This is a genomic window from Massilia brevitalea (assembly GCF_030711405.1).
In the GTDB taxonomy this organism is placed as follows: domain Bacteria; phylum Pseudomonadota; class Gammaproteobacteria; order Burkholderiales; family Burkholderiaceae_D; genus Telluria; species Telluria brevitalea.
The window spans coordinates 22,462-44,399 of record NZ_JAULSI010000002.1; the positions used below are offsets into that span (position 1 = coordinate 22,462).

Below are 21,938 nucleotides of genomic sequence, written 5' to 3' on the forward strand. Positions count from 1 at the left end.
TCATCCGCCCGTTTCCGCCTTCCAGTCATCGCATGAGTGTCCGCCAGCGCAACAACGTCACGATTTCCGGCCACGGCGCCCGCACCGTGGTCTTCCTGCACGGTTTCGGCTGCGACCAGACGGTCTGGCGCTTCCTGTCTCCGGCCTTCGAGGAGCGCTACCGCATCGTCGCCTTCGACCTGGTCGGCAGCGGCAACAGCGATTTGTCGGCCTACGACCGCACGAAGTACAACACCCTGCAAGGCCATGTCGACGACCTGCTCGAAGTCATCGCTGAATTCGCCGACGGCCCGGTGGTCTTCGTCGGCCACTCGGTCAGCACCATGATCGGCATGCTGGCCGGCATCCAGGCGCCAGGGCGCTTCCTGGCGCAGATCATGCTCTCGCCCTCGCCCTGCTATATCAACAACACCGATTACCGTGGCGGCTTCACCCGCGGCGACATCGACGAGCTGCTCGAGACCATGGACGCCAACTACCTCGGCTGGTCGAGCGGCGTGGCGCCGGTCATCATGGGCGCGCCGGACCAGCCGCAGCTGACCACCGAACTGACCAGCAAGTTCTGCCGCAACGACCCGGACATCGCGCGCCATTTCGCCCGCGTCGGCTTCACGGTCGACCACCGCGCCGACCTGGCGCGCGTGCGCGTGCCGACCCTGATCGTCCAGGCCAGCGACGACGCCCTGGCCCCGCTCGACGTCGGCGACTACATGCACCGCCACATGCCGGGCAGCCGCCTGGACGTGGTGCGCAACATCGGCCACTGCCCGCACATGAGCGCGCCGGAAGCAAGCGCGCGCGCCGCCCTCGACTTCCTCGATGCACTCGGCGCAGCGGAGACCCGCGCTTGAGCGGCCTGCCCGACGACGCCACCCTTTACCAGCAGGCGCCCTGCGGCCTGCTCGTCACCGACGCCGCCGGCATGATCCTGCGCGCAAACGCCACCCTGTGCCGCTGGCTGGGCTACTCGCAGGCAGCGCTGGTAAACAGGCAGCGCATCCAGGACCGGCTGCCGGTTGGCGCCCGCATCTTCCACCAGACCCACTGCCTGCCCATCCTGCAGGTACAGGGATCGGTCGGCCAGCTGCAGATGGAAATCCGCGATGCCGGCGGCCAGCGGGTGCCGGTGCTGGTCAACATCGTGCGCCGCAACGTGGCGGGGCGCATCCTCGACGAATGGTCGCTGCAGGGCATGAACGAGCGCCGTTCCTACGAGCGCGAACTGCTGGCTGCGCGCAAGACCGCCGAGCAGGCCCTCGACGCCCGCCTCGAAGCCGAAGCCCAGCTGCGCAGCCTGAACGAAGAACTGTCGGACGCCGACCGCCGCAAGGACGAGTTCCTGGCCACGCTCTCGCACGAACTGCGCAACCCGCTGGCGCCGATGCGCAGCGCCCTCGAGGTGCTCAAGCTCGACCCGGCGCGCCCGTCGCGCGAGAACCAGCTGCTGGACGTGTTCGACCGCCAGCTGCGCCACATGGCGCACCTGGTCGACGATTTGATGGAAGTGTCGCGCATCACCCAGAACCGCATGGAGCTGCGGCGCGAGCCGGTGGCGCTGGCCGACGTCGTGCATGCGGCAGTGGAAGACGTGGGCACCATGATGCGTGCGGCCTCGCACACCCTCACCGTGCACATCGAGGCCCAGGGCGTGGTGGTCGACGCCGACCCGACCCGCCTGGGCCAGGTGCTGGTGAACCTGCTGACCAACGCCTGCAAGTACACGCCGAACGGCGGCGTCGTGTCGCTGACCCTGCGCGTCGAGGACGAGCAGGCCGTGATCGCCGTGCGCGACAACGGCATCGGCATCCCCGAACACGCGCTGGGCACGATCTTCGGCATGTTCTCGCAGCTGGAACCGGCGCTGCAGCGGGCCAAGGGCGGCCTGGGCATCGGCCTGGCCCTGGTGCGCGGCATCGTCGCCCTGCACGGCGGCAGCGTGGAAGCCTGGAGCGCCGGCGAAGGCCTGGGCAGCACCTTTACGGTACGCCTGCCGCTGGCGCCGGTGCAGGGCAAGCCCGATGGCGCCGAGAGCGGCGAGGACCGCGTGGCGCCGACGGACGTGCTGGTGGTGGACGACAACGTCGACGCCGCCGAGATGCTGGCCATGTTCCTCGCGATGAGCGGCTGCACGCCGCAGACCGTGCACACGGCGCATGCGGCCTTGAACCTGCTGGAGACCTTCCGCCCGCAGGTGGCGCTGCTCGACATCGGCCTGCCGGACCTGACCGGCTATGAACTGGCGCGCCGCATCCGCCTGCTGCCGGGAGGCGCAGACATGCTGCTGATCGCTGCCACCGGCTGGGGCCAGGCCAGCGACCGCCAGCTGGCCTTCGAGGCCGGGTTCGACCACCACCTCACCAAGCCGATCGACTTCGACCGCCTGCGCGCGCTGCTGGCCGAACCCAAGCGCCCGATCTGACCACGGATATCGATTAATCCGCCACCTGCTCATTGTTGGCCCGCACGATCGGATCGCGCGTGCCGGTCCACTCGCTCATCAGCGAGTAGCCCACGGCCAGCAGCACCGGCCCGATGAACATGCCGACGAAGCCGAAGGCAATCACGCCGCCGAGCACGCCCAGCAGGGTGAGCAGGAACGGCAGGCTGGTCCCGCGGCTGATGAGCATCGGCCGCACCACGTTGTCGACACCGCTGATCAAGACCGTGCCCCAGATCACCATGAACACGCCCCACCCCGTCTCGCCCTGGGAAAACAGCCAGAGCGCCGCGCTGCCCCAGACGATGGGCGGGCCGACCGGGATCAGCGACAGCACGAACACCAGCACCGACAGCAGCGGCACCGCCGGCACCCCGGCGATGAAGAAGCCGATCGCGGCCACCAGGCCCTGGGCCAGCGCCGTGCCGAGCAGGCCGTACATCACGCCGCGCGTGGTCTGGCTGACGGTGTCGGACACCGACTCGGCGCCCTCGCCCATCACCTTGGCCATGGCGACGCCGATCACGGCGATCAGGGACTTGCCGTCGCGGTAGAGGAAGAAGCTGACGAATGCGGCCAGGCTCATCTGCACGACGCCGGTGCCCAGCATCAGGCCGCCGGCCAGCAGCCAGTGGCGCGCCGGCTCGATCATGCGCTGGGCCAGGGCCAGCATCTGCTCGCGGCTGGCGACCAGCTCGCGCAAGTAGGTATCGATGGTGTCGCCCAGAAAAGGGATGTCCCGGATCCACGCCGGCGGCAGCAGCTCGCCGTGTTCCAGCGCGTTGCGCATCTGGCCGAAGGTGGTGGCGACGTCGTCGGCCAGGTTGTAGGCGACGATCGCCAGCGGGATGATCACCAGGAGGGTCAGCGACAGCGTCATGGTCAGCGCCGCCGGCGTGCGCCGCCCGTGCATGGCCGTGAGCAGGCGCAGGTACAGGGGCCAGGAAGAAATGACGACGGCGGCCGCGAACAGGATCGCCGGCAGGAAGGGCTTGAGGACGTACAGGCAGCCCAGCGTGAGCAGGACGACGGTGGCGATGCGGGCGTAGTTTCTACCTGAACGTGGTTCCATGCCGTCCCTGCTCGATGATCGTCTTTACACGATCATAACAGCTGGCGCAGATCGTGGACGATTGGAGCGGGTCCGCCGCCGTGGCGCACGAACAGGCGGATACGGCCTTCCTTGTCGAACACGTAGCTGCCGGCCGTGTGGTCGACCGTGTAGTTGTCCGGCGTGCTGCCTGCAACCTTGGCGACGAAGACCTTGAATTCCTTGGCCGTCTGCGCGGTCTGCTCCGGCGTGCCGCGCAGGCCGATAAAGCGCTTGTCAAAGGCCGGCACGTAATGGGCCAGCACTTCCTGGGTGTCGCGCTCGGGGTCCAGCGTGACGAACAAGACCTGCACGTCGTTCGACGACGGTCCAAGCTCCTTCATCACGGCGGCCATCTCGGCCATCGTGGTCGGGCAAACGTCCGGGCATTGCGTATAGCCGAAGAACAGCACCACCAGCTTGCCGCGGAAGTCGGCCAGGGTGCGCGCCTGGCCGGTATGGTCGGTCAGCGAGAAACCCTTGGCGTAGTCGAGACCGGTGAGGTCGGTGTTCTTGAATGCCGGCGGCGACGACAGCTTGTCGCAGCCGGCAAGCAACAGCGCGCCAGCGAGCAGCGCCAGGGACAGCAGTTTTTTCATCGTCAGAACCTGAAGTAATGGTCGACCAGCAGCGCCGCGAACAGCAGCGACAGGTACAACACCGACCAGGCAAAGGCCTTGCGCGCGACCTGGTCGGTGTAGTGCTTGTGCACGCGCCAGGCGTGGCGCAGGAATTCGGCGTTCAGGATGACGGCCGCCACCAGGTAGATCAGGCCGCTCATGCGCACCGCGTAGGGCAGCAGCGTCGTCGCGGCCAGCGCCAGCGAATACAGCCACACCTGCTGGCCGGTGTAGGCCATGCCGTGGGTGATCGGCAGCATCGGCAGGCCCGAGCGCGCGTAATCCTCGCGCCGGTACATGGCCAGCGCCCAGAAGTGCGGCGGGGTCCAGACGAAAATGATCAGCACCAGCAGCCAGGCCTGCATCGGCACCTCGTTGGCGACCGCCGCCCAGCCCAGCGCCGGCGGCATCGCGCCCGACAGGCCGCCGATGACGATGTTCTGCGGCGTGGCGGGCTTCAGGTAGATGGTGTAGATGACGGCGTAGCCAACAAAGGTGACGAAGGTCAGCCACATGGTCAGCGGATTGACCAGCGCATACAGGATCCACATGCCGAGGCCGCCGATGATGGCGGAGAAGACCAGGGTCTGGTTGCGTGTGAGTTCGCCGCGGGCGGTGGCGCGGCGTGCGGTGCGGGCCATGCGCGCGTCGATCCCGGCCTCGATCAGGCAGTTCACGGCAAAGGCGGCGGCGGCCAGCAGCCAGATGCCGGCGGTGCCGGCGATCAGCACTTGCCAGCCGGGGAAGCCGTCGGTGGCGAGGAACATGCCGATCACGGCGCAAAAGACGGCAAGCACCGAGACCCGTGGCTTGGTCAGGGTCCAGTACTGGGAGATACGGCTGGTCGGTTGGAGAGCGGTAGAGGTGGTCATCGATACGAGTTCGCAGGGGCGTCCGCATTCGCGGGGGTGCGCTGCGACACTTCGAGAAGGTACTTGACCTTGTAGTTTAACATGGTCACCGTCAGTACGAGGAGAGCAGCCCCTGCGTTATGCAACACGGCAATGGCCAACGGGAAGTCAAAGAACACCGTGGCCACACCCGTGAACAATTGTGTAAGCAGGATGGCGGCGATCAGTTTGCCGGTCTTGCGCAGCTGCGGCTGGCGCATCGCGCGCCAGGCGGCCAGGCCTAACACGACCGTCACGACGACGGCAAAATTGCGGTGCACCCAGTGAATCGCCACCAGGGCCGAGAATTGCAAATAGTGGCCGGCGGCGGTCTTGCCGAGTTCGCGCCACAGGGTAAAGCCGTGCTCGAAATCCATCTCGGGGATGAATTGGCCGTCGCACAGGGGGAATTCGTCGCAGGCCAGGGTGGCGTAGTTAGTGCTCACCCACCCGCCGAGGGCGATCTGCACGACCAGCACGGCGGCGGCAACCAGGGCCAGCGTGCGCAGGTTGCGCAGCCTGACGTGATCGCGGCTTGGGGCCGGTGGCTTCATCAAGTAATCTTCCCTGCCGCCCAGCCAGACCAGCATGGCCAGCAGCGCCATCCCCAGCAGCAGGTGGATGGTGACGATCACCGGCTGCAACTTGAGCGTCACAGTCCAGGCGCCAAAGGCGCCCTGCACGCAGACGAACAGGAACAGCGCCACCGGCATGGCCGGCTTGAAAGCATCGAGCTTCGTCTTGCGCCACTGGCGAATCGACTGGAACATCAGCGCCATGATCAGGACGCCGATGCCCATCGCCAGGTAGCGGTGGATCATCTCGATCCAGGCTTTCACTTTCGTCACGGGACCGGTCGGCATCAGCGCCTCGGCAGCGGCAATCTGTTCATGGGCGATGAAGGGATTCGCCGCGCCGTAGCAGCCCGGCCAGTCCGGGCAGCCCAGGCCGGAATCGGTCAGGCGCGTGAAGCCGCCGAACACGATCAGGTCGAAGGTGAGGAAGGCCATCACCCACACCAGCTTGCGGTACTTGTTGGCGTCGGACGACAGCCAGACCATGGTCAGGGGGATGCTGGCAACGAACAGGCTAATTACGGCCAACTGGAACAGGGTAGACGGGTGCATACTTCTTTCTAGCCGATGGCCGAGGCGCGCAACAGCTTGGCAATGTCCTTGTGGACGCGCGCCGGCTCGGGGTTCTTCGGGAAACGCATCATGAGGTTGCTGCGCGGGTCGACCAGGAAGAGGTGGTCTTCCAGCTTGCCGTCCTTGTCGACCGGCAGCCATTTGCTCAGCTCTTCCGGCTTCACACGCAGGATGTGCATGTCGTCGTAGACGCGGATCAGCACCGTGTCGATCGGCTGCGCGTCGGTGACGAGCCAGACGCGCTCGACGCGGTCCATGTTCTTGCCCTGCATGGTGCGCAGCTGGCGCATCGCATACAGCTGGTCCTGGCACGCCTGCTCGCATGCGCCGCCGCCGACCTTCACCATGATCCATTTGCCGGCATAGTTCTCCAGCGTTTCCGGTCGGCCGTCCAACGTGGTGCTGCTCAATTTCGGCATCGGGTGGGTGCGCTGGTCGATCAGGGTGCCGTAATTGGTGCGCCCTTCCGGCTTGATCACGTAATAGCTCAGGTAAGACGCGATCAGCGGCGCGGCGCAAACCAGCAGCACGGCAAACAATTTCCAGCGGCCGCTGCGGCGCTGGCCGGCGTCTTGCGTCACGCGCTCACTCAACTTGTTTTCTTCCACTGCGAAATCCTGTGATCACAAAAAATAAGGCCGCCATCGCCGCCAGCGCATACCACTGGACGGCGTAGCCGCGGTGCTTGTCGATGCCGGTATCCGGCGCCGGCCAGTCGCGCACGATGGGGTCGCCCGCCACCTGCGGCCCGGTCTGCTGCACAAAGAACGGTTCCAGGCGCAGCCCGCTGGCCCGCGCCACATCCATCACTTCCAGATTCTGCACAATCGTCCCCGGCTTCAAGGCCGCGGCCGTCCCCAGCTGCATCACATGCCCCGCCTTGTCGACAACGACGCCTTCAACGGTCGTCGTGCCCTGTGGCGTGGCATATTCCGGCAGCCGCCCATACTCGCGCGGATCGCGCGGCAACCACCCGCGCAGCACCAGCACGTGGCGATCCGAGCCCGCTATTCTAAACGGCATCGCCAGATAAAACCCGGCCCTGCCCGCATGTGGCCGGTTATCGAGAAAAACCGGCCAGCTTCGAACAAATTCACCCGTCACCTGAATTCTTCGATACGTAGGGTGGGCTCTTGAGCCCACGCGGTCGTCCTGCCGCACACCACCACCGCCCCCCAAAACAATCGGCGCCTGCATCCCACGCTCATGCAACTGCGCTGCAATGGCAACCTTCTCCCCCGCCCGCCGCACCTGCCAATTCCCCAACGCAATCCCCACGCCCACGACAACCACGGTCGCCACAAACGGAATCCCCCGAAACCTGAACCGCAAACCCATTACAATGAATTCCTTCCCGAACGCGCCACGCCGACCATGAAAATCCTCATCGCCATCGCCTTCATCCTGATCATCGGCAGCCTCGCTTCGGCGCTGTTCTTCCTCATGAAGGACAAGGGCCGCAGCAACCGCACGGTGCAGGCCCTGGCGATGCGGGTCGGCCTGTCGATCACCCTCTTCCTGATCCTGCTCGCGTCCTACAAGATGGGCTGGATCGCCCCCACCGGCATCCGTTAAACGGAACGGGGACAGCCACCCCAGGCGACTGTCCCCGCTTCCTGAAAATCAAGCCAGCCTTACAACCAGTAGATCACGACGTACAGCCCCAGCCACACCACGTCGACGAAGTGCCAGTACCAGGCCGCGCCCTCGAAGCCGAAGTGGTGATCCGCCGTAAAGTGCCCGCGCAGCACGCGGTACAGCACCACCGACAGCATGATCGCCCCCATGGTCACGTGGAAGCCGTGGAACCCGGTGAGCATGAAGAAAGTCGACCCGTAGATGCCCGAGGTCAGCTTGAGGTTCAGTTCCTGGTAAGCGTGGATGTATTCGTAGGCCTGGAAGCCCATGAAGATCGCACCCAGCAGGATGGTGGCGAACAGGAACACGGCCGTATTGCGGCGGTGCCCGGCGCGCAGCGCGTGGTGCGAAATCGTCAGCGTCACGCCCGACAGCAGCAGCAGCGCGGTGTTGATGGTCGGGATAGGGAACGGCCCCATGGTGTTGAAGGTGTCCACCGTGCCGGCCGGGCCGATGTTGCCCCAGTGCGCAGCGAAGTCCGGCCACAGGATCTTGTGGTCGAGGTCGGCCAGCCAGGGCATGGAAATCACACGGGCATAGAACAGCGCGCCGAAGAAGGCGGCAAAGAACATGACCTCGGAGAAGATGAACCAGCTCATCGACCAGCGGTAGGAGCTGTCGATGTTCTTGCTGTATTGCCCCGCTTCCGACTCGCCGATGGCGTCGCCGAACCAGAAGTACAGCACGACCAGCATCGCCACGATGCCGGCCAGGCACACCGCCGGGCCCCAACTGGCGCTGTTGACCCAGCCCGAAGCGCCGGCCATGGTCACCAGCATCGAAATGCCGCCGGCCATCGGCCACATCGAAGGGCCGGGCACGAAATAGTGCGGCGCGGTTTTTGACACACTCATCTTCATCTCCTGAATCATTCTTCTAATACGTTGAATTACGAAGCTTGAAAAACGGTTGTACTTATTATTGCCAGGACTGTGAGACTGCCGCCTCACGACACTGCAAATCGGACCACCATGACCAGTACCCCGATGAAGATCGCCACCCCGATCAGCGCCGCCAGAATCACGTGGAAGGGATTCAAATTGGCCGCATCATGCTCGTAGTCGCGGCGCTTGCGCACCCCGAAGAAGGACCAGAACACCGCCTTCATCGAGGCCCCGAACGAGGACTTGCGCTGGGGCTGCTTGTTCATTTCGCCGCCACCGCCCCGGCAATTTCAAAAAAGGTGTACGACAGCGTGATGTTCTTCACTTCCTTCGGCAGCGCCGGGTCGATGAAGAATACCACCGGCATCTGGCGCGCCTCATTCGGCTGCATCATCTGCTCGCGGAAGCAGAAGCACTCGACCTTCTTGAAATGCGGCGTGGCCGATTGCGGCGCATAGCTCGGAATCGCCTGCGCCTTGACCGCCCTGCCCTGCGTGTTCACGACCTCGTAGGTGACGGTCGCCAGCTCGCCCGGGTGCACCTGGATGCTGCGCTGGGTAGGGCGGAAGCGCCACGGCCCCTGGGCATTGCCGTCGAGTTCGATGGTCACCGTGCGCGTCAGGTCCACCTGCGTGTTCGCCGGGCGTTCGACGGTGCCGTCCTGTTGCGTCAGCACGTTCACGCCCAGCACCTCGCAGATCTGGCGGTACACCGGAATCAGCGCATAGCCGAAGCCGAACATCGCCACCGCCACCACCACCAGTTTCTTGAAGGTGGAGCGGTTCAGGCGCAGGCGCGTGCTGTCGTCGTAGGCCATGGGCTTACATCCAGAGCCGCTTGAGGATCACCGAGGCGAAGAAGAACAAGGCAATCGCTCCCAGGATCAAAGCGATGCGCAAGTTTCCCTTGTGCGGTGGCTTGCGTTGGGCATTCATCATTTCACCAGCGGCGGGTTTTCGAAGGTGTGGAACGGCGCCGGGCTCGGCACGGTCCACTCCAGGCCTTCCGCGCCTTCCCATGGCTTGGCTTCCGCTTTCGCGCCGCCGCGGATGGTCGGCAGCACGACGGCGAACAGGAAGTACACCTGCGACAGGCCGAAACCAAAGGCGCCGATCGACACCAGCATGTTCCAGTCGGTGAACACGCCGTTGTAGTCGGCATAACGGCGCGGCATGCCGGCCAGGCCCAGGAAGTGCATCGGGAAGAAGGTGATGTTGAAGCTGACCAGCGACAGCCAGAAGTGCATCTTGCCGCGGCCTTCCGGATACATGTGGCCGGTCCACTTCGGCGCCCAGTAATAGAAGCCGGCAAACAGCGCGAACAGCGAACCGGCCACCAGCACGTAGTGGAAGTGGGCCACCACGTAATACGTGTCGTGCACCTGGATGTCGATCGGCGTGACGGCCAGGATCAGGCCGGTAAAGCCGCCCATGGTGAAGACAAAAATGAAGCCGACCGCGAACAGCATCGGTGTCTCGAAGCTCATCGAGCCGCGCCACATGGTGGCAACCCAGTTGAATACCTTCACGCCGGTCGGCACCGCGATCAGCATGGTGGCGTACATGAAGAACAGCTGCGAGGTCACCGGCATGCCGGTGGTGAACATGTGGTGGGCCCAGACGATGAACGACAGCACCGCGATCGATGCCGTGGCGTACACCATCGACGCATAGCCGAACAGCGGTTTGCGGGCAAAGGCCGGGATGATCTGCGAGACGATGCCGAAGGCCGGCAGGATCATGATGTAGACCTCGGGGTGGCCGAAGAACCAGAAGATGTGCTGGTACATCACCGGGTCGCCGCCGCCGGCCGCGTTGAAGAACGAGGTGCCGAAGTGGCGGTCGGTCAGGGTCATGGTAATCGCCCCGGCAAGCACCGGCATCACGGCGATCAGCAGGAAGGCGGTGATCAGCCAGGTCCAGCAGAACATCGGCATCTTCATCAGCGTCATGCCGGGCGCGCGCATGTTGAGGATGGTGACGATGATGTTAATCGAGCCCATGATCGACGAAGCGCCCATGATGTGCATGGCGAAGATCGCCATGTCCATGCCCGGGCCCATCTGCGTCGACAGCGGCGCATACAGGGTCCAGCCGGCGGCAGTCGCCCCGCCCGGCGCCAGGAAGGAGCCGGCCAGCAAAATCGCCGCCGGCGGCAGCAGCCAGAACGAGAAGTTGTTCATGCGCGCAAACGCCATGTCGGATGCGCCCACCTGCAGCGGGATCATCCAGTTGGCGAAGCCGACAAAGGCAGGCATGATCGCGCCGAACACCATCACCAGGCCGTGCATGGTGGTCAATTGGTTGAAGAACTCGGGGCGGAAGAACTGCAGGCCGGGCTGGAACAGCTCGGTGCGGATCATCAGCGCCAGCACGCCGCCCGAGAGCAGCATGACGAACGAGAACCATAAATACAGGGTGCCGATGTCCTTGTGGTTGGTGGCGAACAGCCAGCGCCGCAGGCCGTGCGGGTGGTCGTGCGCGTGGTCGTGGCCGTGGTGGTCGTCGTGAACGTGGTCGAGAGTGCTGGTAGTCATGTCAGTATCCTGGGAAACTTATTGCTTGCTACGTGCAGCCAGAACCTCGGCCGGTTGAACGATGTTTTCCGCGGCCTTGTTCGACCAGGTGTTGCGGGTATAGGTGATGACGGCGGCGATGTCGGTGTCCGACAGCTGCGGCCAGGGCGGCATGGCGCCCGGGAAGCCCGGGGTGTCCTGGCCGTGCAGCAGCACGTCGATCTGGTGGTCCTTGGCGCCGGTGACGGCCGGCGAACCGTCGAGCGCCGGGAAGGCGTTCGGCAAGCCCTTGCCGTTGGCCTGGTGGCAGGCGACGCAGTTGGCGGCGTACACGGTTTCACCCTTGGTTTTCAGTTCGTCGATGGTCCAGACCTTGGTCGGATCGTCGGCCAGCGCGGCCATGCGTTTCTTTTCGCCGGCGACCCAGGCAGTGTAATCCTCGGCGGAGACGACGCGCACCACGATCGGCATGAAGGCGTGGTCCTTGCCGCACAGCTCGACGCAGTTGCCGCGGTAGACGCCGACCTGGTCGGCCTTGAACCAGCCGTCGCGGACAAAACCCGGAATCGCATCCTGCTTGATGGCGAATGCCGGGATGGTCCAGGCGTGGATGACGTCGTTGGCGGTGAAGACCATGCGGATCTTCTTGCCGACCGGGACCACCATTTCGTTGTCGACTTCGAGCAGGTAGTTCTCGCCGCGCGCCGCGGTGGGGGCCACGCCCGGCTCGCCGATCTGGCTGCGCGGGGTCGACAGGTTCGACAGGAAGCTGATGCCCTGACCTTCGCCGTTCAGGTAATCGTAGCCCCATTTCCACTGCATGCCGGTGGCCTTGATGGTGATGTCGGCATTCGAGGTGTCCTTCAGCGCGATGACGGTCTTGGTGGCGGGCAGCGCCATGCCGATGACGATCAGGAAGGGAACGATGGTCCAGGCGATTTCGACGGTGGTCGATTCGTGGAAGGTGGCGGGTTTGTGGCCGAGGGCCTTGCGGTGCTTGAACACCGAATAGAACATGACGCCGAAGACGGCGACGAAGATGACCAGGCAGACGATCATCATCCAGTTGTGCAAGCTGTAGATATCCGCACCGACACCAGTGACGGGCGTTTGCATGTTCAACTGGTGTTCCACCGGCCGCCCGGTTATCTCCTGGGCTGCCAGTGCCGGGATGCTGGCCGATACGGCGAGGCCCAGCATCAAGGCGTGAAGTCGCTTTGCATATGTCATGAATTGTCCCCAACCACCCAAAATAAGAATATTTTTAAACGGTCAGCAATTCCATGAACGAACCGCCGCCGCTCCGAAACCTTGCGCAGCAAGTGGCTCCCGGACGGCACGCGGTCTGTGGCCGCGCTAGGTTCGATTACCGTACCGCGGCCACCAGCAAAGCAAAACACACTGTGGGGCGCGGAACTTGCTGATGCTGCTTTTTATTGTTCTATTTTCAGCGCTTTTCTGCCTCATTTTTCAGCGAATACAGGGCCTGGAGCGAAAAAATAGTTATTGATTATACTCAAATCGCTAATTTTTATTCAAGGAAAATCCTTGCCATGCCGCATGCATGTGATGCGTGGGAGCATCAATCGAGGTCACGGCTGGCGCGGCCGGAACTGGATGATCGCCTCACCCGCCGCTGTGGTCTTCGGCACCGGCCGGAACGCATGGCCATAGATCACCTCGAAGCTGAGCGGAATCTTGCCATCCGCCCCGCGCTGGGCCTCCAGCGCCGCCACCATCCTCCCCCAGGCCGCGCGTCCGACCAGCCCGCGCCGCCGCGTCGCCAGCGGATTCCCTCCAATCGCCCGCACATCCGCCAGCAGCGCCTCGACCGTCCCGTACGTCACGGTGATGCGCTCGACATCCATCACCGGCGTCGAGAATCCGGCTTCCACCAACTGGTCGCCGAAGTCGTGCATGTCGACGAAGGGCAAGGTATGCGGCGTTTCGTCGACCGCGGCAAACGCCGTACGCAGCTCCTTGAAGGTATCCGGCCCGAAATTGGAAAACATCAGCAAGCCCTCGACCCGCAGCACGCGGCGCCACTCGGCAAACACCCGGTCCGGCTGGGGGTGCCAGTGCAGCGCCAGGTTCGACCACACCAGGTCGAGCGAGTTCGGGCCGAACGGCAAGGTGCCGAAATCGCCGCAAACGAGGTCGACGCCGGTCTTGGCCGGCATCAAACGGCTGAGCATGGAACCGAGCGAGCGCGGCGCCGGGGCCGGCGTGCCCGCCTGCGCCAGCATGCCAGGCGTGGCGTCGAGCCCGACGATGTGGGCAGCCGGCCAGGTTTTCTGCAAGGTGGCCAGGTCCGGCCCGGTGCCGCAGCCGGCGTCAAGCACGCGCTGGGGCACGATCTTCACCAGCGACAGGCGCTCGTGCATGCGGCTGGCGATCTCGCGGCGCAGGAAGTCGGCCGGCGCCACACGCGCCGGATCGGCGAACAGGACGCGCACGCGTTCCTGGTCGATCGGCGCGCTCATTTTCGACGGGGATTGGGGAGATGCCATGATTCTATTGCGTTCAAATGAGATAATGGCGGGAGTGTACATGTTTGTAGGGAAGTCGAGCCGATGACCGGGCGCCTGCCACTGTGGAGCTACCGCTGGCCGCGCGCCTTTGCCGCTGCGCTGGCCGATGCGCTGCTGCCCTGCTCGTGCGCGCTGTGCGGCGAAACGACGGCCACCGTCGTGTGCCTGCCCTGCCGGCAGGATCACGCGACGCCGGGCGGCGTGCGCTGCCCCTGCTGCGCCAATCCGCTCGGCGCCCATGAGGGGGCTGGCCAGCGCTGCGCCGGCTGCATCGCCGAGGCGCCGTATTTCGACGCCACGGTGGCCGCCGCCGATTACGCCGCGCCGCTCGATTCCCTGGTGCTGCGCCTGAAGTTCGGCGCCCAGCTGCCGCTCGCACCCTGGTTCGCCGCGCGCATGGTCGACGCCGTGCTGGCCCAGCCCGGCTGGCGCTTGCCCGACCTGCTGTGCCCGGTGCCGCTGGGGCCGCGCCGCCTGGTCGAGCGCGGTTTCAACCAGGCGCTGGAAATTGCCCGGCCGCTTAGCGCAGCGCTGGGCGTGCCCTTGCAGCCGCGGCTGCTGGTGCGAGCCATCGACACCGCCGCCCAGTCCGGCGTGGCGCCGAGCGAACGCGCGGGCAATATCCGCGGCGCCTTCGAGGTTGCGGACGATGCGCTGGGACGGATACAGGGCCGCCACGTGGGTGTCGTCGATGACGTCATGACCAGCGGCCACACATTGAATGAAATCGCGGCCACGCTGAAGCGGGCCGGCGCGGCGCGCGTGTCGAACCTGGTATTCGCACGCACGCCTCCACACTGAATAAGGAGAAGGTCTTGTTCCACGTTGTATTGGTCGAACCCGAAATCCCGCCGAATACGGGCAACGTCATCCGCCTGTGCGCCAACACCGGCGTGCAACTGCACCTGATCGAACCACTGGGCTTTCCGCTCGACGACGCCAAGATGCGCCGCGCCGGCCTCGATTACCACGACTACGCGACCATGAAGGTGCACAAGAACTGGGAAGCGTTCCTGGCCAACGCCCAGCCCGATCCTTCGCGCATGTTCGCCATGACCACGCACGGCTCCTCGCCGTTTGCCAAGGTGGACTTCAAGCCGGGCGACGTGTTCGTGTTCGGCGCCGAATCGCGCGGACTCGACCCGGCCCTGCGCGAAAGCTTCGCGCCCGCCCAGCGCATCCGCCTGCCGATGATGCCGGACAACCGCAGCCTGAACCTGTCGAATACGGTGGCGGTGGTGGTGTACGAAGCCTGGCGCCAGAACGGCTACGCCGGCGGCATGTAAACCTGGCCAGAAAACGGGAATGGCGCCCGAAGGCGCCATCCGATGACTGCTGCTGGCCTGGTCGATCAGGCTTGCTTGCGGCGTGTCGCGGCCAGACCGGCCAAGGCCAGGCCGAACAATGCCAGCGATGCCGGTTCTGGCACCTCATGTTGCGCGGGCTGGTCCAACGCCAGGTCGTCAACCAGGAAGTGGTCGCCCAGGTCGAGTTTCAGGGTGTCGATCAGGCCGGATTTCGCGCCAAAACTGACGTATTCCACATTCTGGATTTCCTGGGTGATTGACCATACCAGCGCGCCGTCCTTGTACCCCTCAACCGTTCCTGCACGCACCTGGTTGTAAAGCCAGACTTTCGCGTAAAGACCATCGAAGGTGAAATCGCCACCGCCGACCTTGGTCACGATGCCGGGACCGCCATAGTTATTCAGCAAAGCATAGCTGCCGCTATGCGCGCCAAGGGTCCAGTACATATCGACCAGGTTGATCCAGTCCAGGGTACGGTTGAAAGCGAAGCCCTGGTAGGTTTCCGCGTGCCCGTACTGTTGATTCGCCTGGCCTGGAATGTCGTCGAACGTCAAGAGCGCGGCGTTGGCGGTGGCGCCAAAGAACGACAACATAGCGGCGAGAGCAATTTTTTTCATTTCTTCTTTCAGGTAAGAGTTATTTACCTGGCGAAGCAATTATTATTCCAGAGAACAGTTCCATAGTAATCAGCGGCTTATATCGTCAAGAACGAAAATCCTTATCCATGTGTAAGGTTTCCCGACATGGGCAGCATGAGGCAAACAGGGCTGCACAGTCGAGCTCGTGTCCGAATGTCAGACCTGACCCCGGCTGTTCCACCGGCTGCTGCCTCATCCGTATGAGGCCATCAAACATTTACAGATTACAATAGCGGACCCTTTTTCCGGACTGCCATGTCAATCTCGTCCACATCCCGTCCGAGCAAGTTGTTTGCTGCCCTGCTGGGCAGCGCCATGCTGATCGCACTCCTGTCGTTCTGCATCCGTGCCCAGGCCGCGCCGGCGCCGGTGCGCATCGGGCTCGACGCCTAATTCGGCCTCGACAACAGCACCTCGGCCCAGGCCGTGGAACTCGGCCTGGGCACCGCCATCGGCGAGATCAACCGCGCCGGCGGTGTGCTCGGCGGCCGGCCGCTGGAAATCGTCACCCGGGATCACCGCTCGATTCCCGCACGCGGCATCCGCAACCTCGAGGAATTCGCGCGCACGCCCGACCTGGTCGCCGTGTTCGGCGGGCGCTTCAGCCCGGTGGTCATCGAACAATTGCCGACCCTGAAGGCGAGCAAGACCCTGTTCATGGCGGCCTGGTCCTCGGCCGACATGATCGTCGATAACGGCATGCGGCCGAACTACGTCTACCGCCTGTCGCTGCGCGACAGCCTGGCCATGCCCAAGCTGCTCGATACGGCGCGCAAGCGCGGGCTGCGCAAGGTCGGCCTGCTGCTGACGAATACGTCCTGGGGCCGCAGCAACCTGGCCGCAGCCGAGAAGTTCGTCGAAGCGAACAAGGATGTCCGCATCGTGCAGACCGCCTGGTACAACTGGCGCGACCAGACCCTGGTAGCGCGCTACAAGGCGCTGCGCGCTGCCGGCGCCCAGGCCATCGTGCTGGTCGCGAACGACGACGAGGCGGCGGTGCTGGTGCGCGAAGTGGCCGCCCTGCCGCCGGCCGAGCGCATGCCCATCCTCAGCCACTGGGGCGTGACCGGCGGCGAGTTCACGCGCCAGGCCGGCCCGGCCCTGCACCAGGTCGACTTTTCCGTGATCCAGACCTTTTCCTTCTTTAACGCCGACAAGAAACGGCTGGCGCGCTTCATGACCGCCCTGGCGGCGGTGTCGAAGATCCGCCGCATCGAGGACATCGACGGCCCGGTGGGCGTGGCCCATGCCTACGACATGATGCACATCCTGGCCAAGGCGATCGACCAGGCTGGCAGCACCGACCGCAAGGCCGTGCGCGACGCGCTGGAAAAAGTGCGCCGCCACGAAGGCCTGATCAAGACCTACGCCCCGCCCTTCTCGCCCACGCGCCATGAAGCGCTGGGCGAACGCGAACTCCTGATGGCGCGCTACCGGAAAGACGGCGTGCTGGTGCCAACAAGCGATTGAGCATGTGGACCTCGCTCCGGGCCGGCAGCCTCACGCGGCGCTTTGCGATTGCATCGGCAATCCTCACCGCGGTGGCCGTGCTGCTGGTGGCGGCCGCGTCGCTGTGGCTGGTCAATCGCCAGCACGCCGCCGCGGTGGAGCTGCTGCAACAGCGCGAAACCGCGTTCAACGCACGCACGGTCGGCAACACGCTGGCTACGCTGGCCTCGCGCATGAAGGACGTGGCCGACAGCCCGATCCTGGCCACCGGCCTGGTCGATAGCGCCGGCCGCGAAACCTACCTGGCGCCCTTCCTGAACAGCCTGCGCCAGATCAACGGCATCCCGGTGCAGGTGCTGTTTACCGATTTCGAAGGCAAGCCGATCGCGGGCAACGGGTTCGAGCGTTTCGATACCGAGCAGCTGGCCTGGCTGCGCACGCGTATCGACGCGGGCGAGGAAAGCGCGGCCATTTTCGACCGCCCCGGCGGCCCCGAACTGGTCGGCGTCAACCTGCTGCGCTATTCGCGCACGAACACGCCGGAAGGCGCCCTGGTCTACAAGATCCGGCTACAGGACCTGCGCCCGATTGCCTCGTCGGTGCTGGCCTGGCAAGCGCAGCCCGGCACCCATGCGGGCGAGGTGGCGGTGCCGGCGCCGGAGGCGTTCAGGCACCTCGGGCTGATGATGAAGATCGACGTGTCCGACGTCGGCCAGCCGCTGGAAACGCCATGGACGCAGTACGGCCTGATCGGCGGCATGACGCTGGCGTTTGCCGTCATCGTGTTCCTGCTCGGCTCGCGCCTCTCGCTCGGCCTGACCCAGGACCTGCGCCGGCTGGAACAATTTGCCGGCAAGCTGGGCGAAGAAGGCATCGGCGCAGCGCGCGCCGAGCTGGCCGGCAGCAGCGAAACCATCACCCTGGCGCGCTCGATCAACCGCATGCTCGACGGCCTGCAGCGGCAACAGGAACGCCTGGAGCGCGAGCACCAGCGCAAGGATGAATTCCTGGCCATGCTGGCCCACGAGCTGCGCAACCCGCTGGCGCCGATCAGCAGCGCGGCCCAGCTGCTGCGCGTGCTGTTTGCCGACGTCCCGCGCATCAAGGAAGTCAGCGGCGTGATCAGCCGCCAGGTCGCGCACATGACGCACCTGGTCGACGATCTGCTGGACGTCTCGCGCGTCACGCGCGGCCTGGTGACCATCAACCAGACCACGGTGGAACTGGGCGCGGTGCTGCGCGAAGCGGCCGAGCAGATCAAGCCCGTGATCGACGCACGCAGGCACAGCCTGACGCTGGAAATCGCGCCCGAAGCGCTGCCGGTGTGCGGCGACCGCACCCGCCTGGTCCAGGTGGCGGCCAACCTGCTGAACAACGCCGCCAAGTACACGCCCGACGCCGGCGAACTGCACGTGTCCCTGGCGCGCCAGGACGGCATGGCGGTCTTGCAGGTGCGCGACAACGGCATCGGCATCGGCGCCGATCTGCTGCCGGTGGTGTTCGATCTGTTCACCCAGGCCGAGCGCACGCCGGACCGCGCCCAGGGTGGGCTCGGGCTGGGACTGGCGCTGGTGAAAAAGCTGGTCGAGCTGCATGGCGGCGCGGTCGAGGTGTCCAGCGCGGGACAGGGCCAGGGCAGCACCTTCACGGTGCGCCTGCCGCTGCTGGCGGCGTCCGCGGGCGCAGCGGCAGCGCCGGCCGCCGCCGCTGTCCCGGCTTCCCTCGGCACCCTGCGCATCCTGGTGGTCGACGACAACGTCGACGCCGCGCAGACGCTGGGCATGCTGCTGGAAACCGCCGGGCACGCGGTGACGGTCGAGCATTCGGCGCAGGCGGCGCTGGCGCGGGCCGGCGAGGGGCGATTCGACATCGTCCTGCTCGACATCGGGCTGCCCGACATTAGCGGGCACGAGCTGGCCAGCGTCCTGCGGCAATTGCCGAACTGCGCCGGCTGCGCGCTGGTGGCGGTGAGCGGTTACGGCCAGGAGCAGGACCGCCGCCTGTCGCGCGAAGCCGGCTTCGATGCCCACCTGGTCAAGCCGGTGCCGCCGGACCTGCTGGCCGAGACCATTGCGCGCGTGGCAAATGCAAACAGCCGGGGTCAGGTCTGACATTCGGACACGAGCTCTGCATTAAGCAGGGATTCGCCCGGCGTTTCGTGACCGGCTTCGTATTGACGGCTGAGGCCGTGTCTGAATGTCAGACCTGACCCCCGCTGTTAATCCTGGAGCGAGGGAAGGTAAGCTGGCATCTCGGAAATCGTGTTGTGCCCTGCCCCGCCGATCACGGTCATGGTTGCCACGCCACGTGGAAAGCGTGCCAGCAATTGCCGCGTACTGCTCGCCGGGATGATCTCGTCGTGTTCGGCCGCCAGCAGCCGGGTCGGCGCCGTCACGCGCGGTGCGTAGCGCCAGGATTTATACTTGTCCCTGAGCAGCCAGCGCACCGGAAAATACGCGAAATGCGCGGCGGCGATCTCCTGCAGGCTGTCATAGGGCGTTACCAGAATGAGTTTTTTCACCGGGCGCCGGCTCGCCACCTGTACCGCGATGCCGCTTCCCAGGCTGCGGCCGATCACCGTTACCTCGCCGTGCTCCGCCACGACGCGGTCGAACAGCGCCAGCGCGTCCGCCACATTTGCCTTTTCGCTCGGTTTACCCGTGCTGCCCAGGTAAGCGCGGTAATGCAGCAGGTACAGCGCCTGCTTCGGGAAGGCCTTGTCCAGCAGGGGCAGGCTCGTCGTCACATCCTCGGCATTGCCGCCGAGGTAGATGACGGCGCCTGGTCCTGGCAGGGGGCGTTCCGAGACCTTGAGGACGGCGCCGGGAACATCGAGCGTCGATGTCCGTGGCGCCTGGAGCATCGGCGTCGCGGGAGGATAGTAGATGTAGGAACGCTGCATGAGAAACAGCGCCAGGCAGGCTGCTGCGTAGCTGCCCAGGGCAATCAGCAAGACGATGCCGAGCATTCTCTGCATGCGATCCGGGGCGCCGTCAGCCCGCCCTGACCTTGGTCAGCAGCTTGGTCGTCGACCGGTCATGCTCGAAATCGATCGCCACCGCCTGCCCGCCATACGCCAGCACCGCCTGCCCTTCCGGGATCGCGCTCATCACGTAGTCGCCGCCCTTGGCGTAAATCTCCGGCTGCGCTTCGAGCACCGTCTCCAGCGCCGTGTCTTCGTCGAATTCCACCACCAGGCTCACCGATTCCAGCGCCGCCAGTACCGCCATCCGGTCGTGCAGGGTATTCAGCGGCCGGTCGTCCCCCTTGCCCAGGCGCTTGACCGAGGCATCGGTATTCGCCGCCACGACGAGAGACGCCCCCAGCTCGCGCGCCTGCGCCAGGTAGGTCACATGCCCGCGGTGCAGGATGTCGAATACGCCGTTGGTGAGGACGACAGGTTTCGGCAGCGTGGCCACGCGCGCCTTGAGCTCGGCGCGCGAGCAGATCTTGTTTTCAAAATTCGGCATAAGGTTCACAGATTAGGCTGGGTTCGCAGGATCTTCGGGCTCTTCTTCGAGCGCCATCGACAGCGTCGGCGACTTGCCGCCGCCATCTTCGCCCGGTTCGCGGCGGTCGCCCGAGAGCTTGATCTGCAAGCGCAGGCCGTTCGCCGAGTCGGCATTGCGCAGCGCTTCGTCGTAGCTGATGTAGCCTTTGTTGTAGAGCTCGTACAGCGCCTGGTCGAAGGTGCACATGCCGAGTTCGCGCGACTTCTGCATGATCTCCTTGATGCTGTGGAAATTCCCCTTCAGGATCATCTCGCTGATGGTCGGGGTGTTCAGCAGGATTTCGATGGCGGCCTTGCGGCCCTTGCCGTCCTCGGTGCGCACCAGGCGCTGCGACACAATCCCGCGCAGATTTGCCGACAGGTCCATCAGCAGCTGGTTGCGCCGCTCTTCCGGGAAGAAGTTGATGATGCGATCCATGGTCTGGTTGGCGTTGTTCGCGTGCAGCGTGCCCAGGCACAGGTGGCCGGTTTCGGCAAACGCGATCGCGTGCTCCATGGTCTCGGTGTCGCGGATTTCGCCGATCAGGATCACGTCGGGCGCCTGGCGCAGCGTGTTTTTGAGGGCGTTGTGCCAGGAATGGGTGTCGACGCCGACTTCACGGTGCGTTACCAGGCAGCTCTTGTTCTTATGGACGTACTCGACCGGGTCTTCCACCGTGATGATGTGGCCGGCCGAATTGCTGTTGCGGTAGTCGATCATCGCCGCCAGCGTGGTGGATTTACCCGACCCCGTGCCGCCGACCACCAGCACCAGGCCGCGCTTGATCATCACGACCTCTTTCAGCACCTCGGGCAGTTCCAGCTTTTCGAAATTCGGGATTTCCGAGGCAATGGTCCGCACGACCATGCCCACGCTCTGCTGTTGCACGAACACATTCACGCGGAAGCGGCAGACGCCCGGCAGCGAGATCGCGAAGTTGCACTCCATCTCGGCCTCGAACTCGGCGCGCTGGCGCTCGTTCATCAGCGACATGGCGAGCGCCCGCGTGACTTCGCCCGACAGGCGCTGCTGGCTCATCGGCTTCATGCTGCCCTGGTGCTTCATGCTGGGCGGGAAATCGGCGGAAATGAAGAGGTCGGAGCCGCCCTGCTGGAACATTACCGTGAGCAGCTTGTGGATGTAGGCCTGGGCTTCCGCCGGGCCGAAGGGATTGGTCATGCGCGCCTTTCTGGTCGTGGCGGGCCCATGTAAAGACGACATGCGCCCGCCCGGCAATTATATCGACTAAGATGTTCGGTAAAATACACTTTCTTTCGCTGAACCCACTACTCTGGCAGGA

General features: G+C 64.9%; 24 protein-coding genes and 1 pseudogene. 8 read left to right on the forward strand and 17 right to left on the reverse strand.

Annotated features, from left to right (window positions below):
- Positions 1-32: 32 nt before the first annotated feature.
- Together QWL29_RS01030 and QWL29_RS01035 are read left to right on the forward strand one after the other, a co-directional pair.
- Positions 33-851, forward strand: coding sequence for an alpha/beta fold hydrolase (locus QWL29_RS01030; protein WP_305821032.1), 819 nt, complete (start codon positions 33-35; stop codon positions 849-851).
- A complete protein-coding gene (locus tag QWL29_RS01035; protein ID WP_305821033.1) occupies positions 848-2,419 on the forward strand; it encodes a hybrid sensor histidine kinase/response regulator in 1,572 nt (523 codons plus the stop codon). Before QWL29_RS01030 ends, QWL29_RS01035 begins: the two co-directional genes overlap by 4 nt.
- Before the next feature lie 13 nt (positions 2,420-2,432).
- Here QWL29_RS01035 and QWL29_RS01040 read toward each other — a convergent pair whose 3' ends face one another.
- Genes QWL29_RS01040 through QWL29_RS01065 form a run of 6 tightly spaced genes read right to left on the reverse strand, consistent with a single transcriptional unit; the run spans position 2,433 to position 7,523 of the window.
- Positions 2,433-3,509: an AI-2E family transporter gene (locus tag QWL29_RS01040; RefSeq protein WP_305821034.1), complete on the reverse strand. Its 1,077-nt coding sequence runs from the start codon at positions 3,507-3,509 to the stop codon at positions 2,433-2,435.
- Between the two features lie 32 nt (positions 3,510-3,541).
- A complete protein-coding gene (locus QWL29_RS01045) occupies positions 3,542-4,126 on the reverse strand; it encodes an SCO family protein (protein ID WP_305821035.1) in 585 nt (194 codons plus the stop codon).
- 2 nt (positions 4,127-4,128) lie between these two features.
- Positions 4,129-5,019, reverse strand: a complete 891-nt coding sequence (cyoE, locus tag QWL29_RS01050; RefSeq protein ID WP_305821036.1) for a heme o synthase — start codon at positions 5,017-5,019, stop codon at positions 4,129-4,131.
- Positions 5,016-6,164, reverse strand: coding sequence for a COX15/CtaA family protein (locus QWL29_RS01055; RefSeq protein WP_305821037.1), 1,149 nt, complete (start codon positions 6,162-6,164; stop codon positions 5,016-5,018). Before QWL29_RS01055 ends, cyoE begins: the two co-directional genes overlap by 4 nt.
- An 8-nt stretch (positions 6,165-6,172) precedes the next feature.
- On the reverse strand, positions 6,173-6,793 hold the full coding sequence (locus QWL29_RS01060) for an SCO family protein (protein ID WP_305821038.1): 621 nt from the start codon (positions 6,791-6,793) through the stop codon (positions 6,173-6,175).
- Positions 6,771-7,523, reverse strand: a complete 753-nt coding sequence (locus tag QWL29_RS01065) for an SURF1 family protein (protein WP_305821039.1) — start codon at positions 7,521-7,523, stop codon at positions 6,771-6,773. Before QWL29_RS01065 ends, QWL29_RS01060 begins: the two co-directional genes overlap by 23 nt.
- 36 nt (positions 7,524-7,559) lie before the next feature.
- Between QWL29_RS01065 and QWL29_RS01070 the strand changes: the two genes are divergently transcribed.
- A complete protein-coding gene (locus QWL29_RS01070) occupies positions 7,560-7,760 on the forward strand; it encodes a twin transmembrane helix small protein (RefSeq protein WP_305821040.1) in 201 nt (66 codons plus the stop codon).
- A 59-nt stretch (positions 7,761-7,819) separates the two neighbouring features.
- On the opposite strand, the gene QWL29_RS01075 is transcribed toward QWL29_RS01070, so the two are convergent.
- The 7 genes from QWL29_RS01075 to QWL29_RS01105 form a co-directional block, all read right to left on the reverse strand.
- Positions 7,820-8,677, reverse strand: coding sequence for a cytochrome c oxidase subunit 3 (locus tag QWL29_RS01075; protein ID WP_305821041.1), 858 nt, complete (start codon positions 8,675-8,677; stop codon positions 7,820-7,822).
- Between the two features lie 92 nt (positions 8,678-8,769).
- Positions 8,770-8,973: a DUF2970 domain-containing protein gene (locus QWL29_RS01080; protein WP_305821042.1), complete on the reverse strand. Its 204-nt coding sequence runs from the start codon at positions 8,971-8,973 to the stop codon at positions 8,770-8,772.
- Entirely contained in the window at positions 8,970-9,524 is a 555-nt protein-coding gene (locus tag QWL29_RS01085) for a cytochrome c oxidase assembly protein (protein WP_305821043.1), read from the reverse strand. The genes QWL29_RS01080 and QWL29_RS01085 overlap by 4 nt, the downstream gene beginning before the upstream one ends.
- 4 nt (positions 9,525-9,528) lie before the next feature.
- Positions 9,529-9,642: a cytochrome oxidase small assembly protein gene (locus QWL29_RS01090; protein ID WP_305821044.1), complete on the reverse strand. Its 114-nt coding sequence runs from the start codon at positions 9,640-9,642 to the stop codon at positions 9,529-9,531.
- A complete protein-coding gene (ctaD, locus tag QWL29_RS01095) occupies positions 9,642-11,243 on the reverse strand; it encodes a cytochrome c oxidase subunit I (RefSeq protein WP_305821045.1) in 1,602 nt (533 codons plus the stop codon). Before ctaD ends, QWL29_RS01090 begins: the two co-directional genes overlap by 1 nt.
- Positions 11,244-11,261: 18 nt before the next feature.
- The gene (gene coxB, locus QWL29_RS01100) at positions 11,262-12,452 is read right to left on the reverse strand and encodes a cytochrome c oxidase subunit II (protein WP_305821046.1); all 1,191 of its coding nucleotides are present in this window, start codon (positions 12,450-12,452) and stop codon (positions 11,262-11,264) included.
- 362 nt (positions 12,453-12,814) lie between these two features.
- Entirely contained in the window at positions 12,815-13,732 is a 918-nt protein-coding gene (locus tag QWL29_RS01105) for a methyltransferase domain-containing protein (RefSeq protein WP_305821047.1), read from the reverse strand.
- A gap of 63 nt (positions 13,733-13,795) precedes the next feature.
- Between QWL29_RS01105 and QWL29_RS01110 the strand changes: the two genes are divergently transcribed.
- A complete protein-coding gene (locus QWL29_RS01110) occupies positions 13,796-14,554 on the forward strand; it encodes a ComF family protein (RefSeq protein WP_305821048.1) in 759 nt (252 codons plus the stop codon).
- 14 nt (positions 14,555-14,568) lie between these two features.
- Positions 14,569-15,039, forward strand: a complete 471-nt coding sequence (trmL, locus tag QWL29_RS01115; RefSeq protein ID WP_305821049.1) for a tRNA (uridine(34)/cytosine(34)/5-carboxymethylaminomethyluridine(34)-2'-O)-methyltransferase TrmL — start codon at positions 14,569-14,571, stop codon at positions 15,037-15,039.
- A gap of 65 nt (positions 15,040-15,104) precedes the next feature.
- Here the strand turns inward: trmL and QWL29_RS01120 are convergent, their stop codons facing one another.
- Positions 15,105-15,677, reverse strand: a complete 573-nt coding sequence (locus tag QWL29_RS01120; protein WP_305821050.1) for a PEP-CTERM sorting domain-containing protein — start codon at positions 15,675-15,677, stop codon at positions 15,105-15,107.
- Between the two features lie 276 nt (positions 15,678-15,953).
- Between QWL29_RS01120 and QWL29_RS01125 the strand changes: the two genes are divergently transcribed.
- From QWL29_RS01125 to QWL29_RS01135, 3 genes and pseudogenes are all read left to right on the forward strand, one after another.
- A complete protein-coding gene (locus tag QWL29_RS01125; RefSeq protein WP_305821051.1) occupies positions 15,954-16,091 on the forward strand; it encodes a hypothetical protein in 138 nt (45 codons plus the stop codon).
- A gap of 27 nt (positions 16,092-16,118) precedes the next feature.
- Positions 16,119-17,168 (forward strand): annotated as a pseudogene (locus tag QWL29_RS01130) (ABC transporter substrate-binding protein); the annotation flags it as partial.
- 2 nt (positions 17,169-17,170) lie between these two features.
- On the forward strand, positions 17,171-19,258 hold the full coding sequence (locus QWL29_RS01135; protein ID WP_305821052.1) for a hybrid sensor histidine kinase/response regulator: 2,088 nt from the start codon (positions 17,171-17,173) through the stop codon (positions 19,256-19,258).
- 107 nt (positions 19,259-19,365) lie between these two features.
- Here QWL29_RS01135 and QWL29_RS01140 read toward each other — a convergent pair whose 3' ends face one another.
- The 3 genes from QWL29_RS01140 to QWL29_RS01150 are packed head-to-tail and all read right to left on the reverse strand — an operon-like array spanning position 19,366 to position 21,817.
- Complete coding sequence (locus QWL29_RS01140) at positions 19,366-20,124, reverse strand: alpha/beta hydrolase (RefSeq protein ID WP_305821053.1); 759 nt, start codon at positions 20,122-20,124, stop codon at positions 19,366-19,368.
- Between the two features lie 16 nt (positions 20,125-20,140).
- A complete protein-coding gene (locus QWL29_RS01145) occupies positions 20,141-20,617 on the reverse strand; it encodes an adenylyltransferase/cytidyltransferase family protein (RefSeq protein WP_305821054.1) in 477 nt (158 codons plus the stop codon).
- A 12-nt stretch (positions 20,618-20,629) separates the two neighbouring features.
- Entirely contained in the window at positions 20,630-21,817 is a 1,188-nt protein-coding gene (locus tag QWL29_RS01150; protein ID WP_305821055.1) for a PilT/PilU family type 4a pilus ATPase, read from the reverse strand.
- Between the last annotated feature and the right edge of the window lie 121 nt (positions 21,818-21,938).

What these genes read in the sequence shown, in the direction of transcription:
- QWL29_RS01030 (WP_305821032.1), top strand. Translation starts at nt 33, where the DNA reads ATGAGTGTCCGCCAGCGCAACAACGTCACGATTTCCGGCCACGGCGCC.
- QWL29_RS01040 (WP_305821034.1), bottom strand. Translation starts at nt 3,509, where the DNA reads ATGGAACCACGTTCAGGTAGAAACTACGCCCGCATCGCCACCGTCGTC.
- QWL29_RS01045 (WP_305821035.1), bottom strand. Translation starts at nt 4,126, where the DNA reads ATGAAAAAACTGCTGTCCCTGGCGCTGCTCGCTGGCGCGCTGTTGCTT.
- cyoE (WP_305821036.1), bottom strand. Translation starts at nt 5,019, where the DNA reads ATGACCACCTCTACCGCTCTCCAACCGACCAGCCGTATCTCCCAGTAC.
- QWL29_RS01055 (WP_305821037.1), bottom strand. Translation starts at nt 6,164, where the DNA reads ATGCACCCGTCTACCCTGTTCCAGTTGGCCGTAATTAGCCTGTTCGTT.
- QWL29_RS01065 (WP_305821039.1), bottom strand. Translation starts at nt 7,523, where the DNA reads ATGGGTTTGCGGTTCAGGTTTCGGGGGATTCCGTTTGTGGCGACCGTG.
- QWL29_RS01070 (WP_305821040.1), top strand. Translation starts at nt 7,560, where the DNA reads ATGAAAATCCTCATCGCCATCGCCTTCATCCTGATCATCGGCAGCCTC.
- QWL29_RS01075 (WP_305821041.1), bottom strand. Translation starts at nt 8,677, where the DNA reads ATGAGTGTGTCAAAAACCGCGCCGCACTATTTCGTGCCCGGCCCTTCG.
- QWL29_RS01080 (WP_305821042.1), bottom strand. Translation starts at nt 8,973, where the DNA reads ATGAACAAGCAGCCCCAGCGCAAGTCCTCGTTCGGGGCCTCGATGAAG.
- QWL29_RS01085 (WP_305821043.1), bottom strand. Translation starts at nt 9,524, where the DNA reads ATGGCCTACGACGACAGCACGCGCCTGCGCCTGAACCGCTCCACCTTC.
- QWL29_RS01090 (WP_305821044.1), bottom strand. Translation starts at nt 9,642, where the DNA reads ATGAATGCCCAACGCAAGCCACCGCACAAGGGAAACTTGCGCATCGCT.
- ctaD (WP_305821045.1), bottom strand. Translation starts at nt 11,243, where the DNA reads ATGACTACCAGCACTCTCGACCACGTTCACGACGACCACCACGGCCAC.
- coxB (WP_305821046.1), bottom strand. Translation starts at nt 12,452, where the DNA reads ATGACATATGCAAAGCGACTTCACGCCTTGATGCTGGGCCTCGCCGTA.
- QWL29_RS01105 (WP_305821047.1), bottom strand. Translation starts at nt 13,732, where the DNA reads ATGGCATCTCCCCAATCCCCGTCGAAAATGAGCGCGCCGATCGACCAG.
- QWL29_RS01110 (WP_305821048.1), top strand. Translation starts at nt 13,796, where the DNA reads ATGACCGGGCGCCTGCCACTGTGGAGCTACCGCTGGCCGCGCGCCTTT.
- QWL29_RS01120 (WP_305821050.1), bottom strand. Translation starts at nt 15,677, where the DNA reads ATGAAAAAAATTGCTCTCGCCGCTATGTTGTCGTTCTTTGGCGCCACC.
- QWL29_RS01125 (WP_305821051.1), top strand. Translation starts at nt 15,954, where the DNA reads ATGTCAATCTCGTCCACATCCCGTCCGAGCAAGTTGTTTGCTGCCCTG.
- QWL29_RS01135 (WP_305821052.1), top strand. Translation starts at nt 17,171, where the DNA reads ATGTGGACCTCGCTCCGGGCCGGCAGCCTCACGCGGCGCTTTGCGATT.
- QWL29_RS01140 (WP_305821053.1), bottom strand. Translation starts at nt 20,124, where the DNA reads ATGCAGAGAATGCTCGGCATCGTCTTGCTGATTGCCCTGGGCAGCTAC.
- QWL29_RS01145 (WP_305821054.1), bottom strand. Translation starts at nt 20,617, where the DNA reads ATGCCGAATTTTGAAAACAAGATCTGCTCGCGCGCCGAGCTCAAGGCG.
- QWL29_RS01150 (WP_305821055.1), bottom strand. Translation starts at nt 21,817, where the DNA reads ATGACCAATCCCTTCGGCCCGGCGGAAGCCCAGGCCTACATCCACAAG.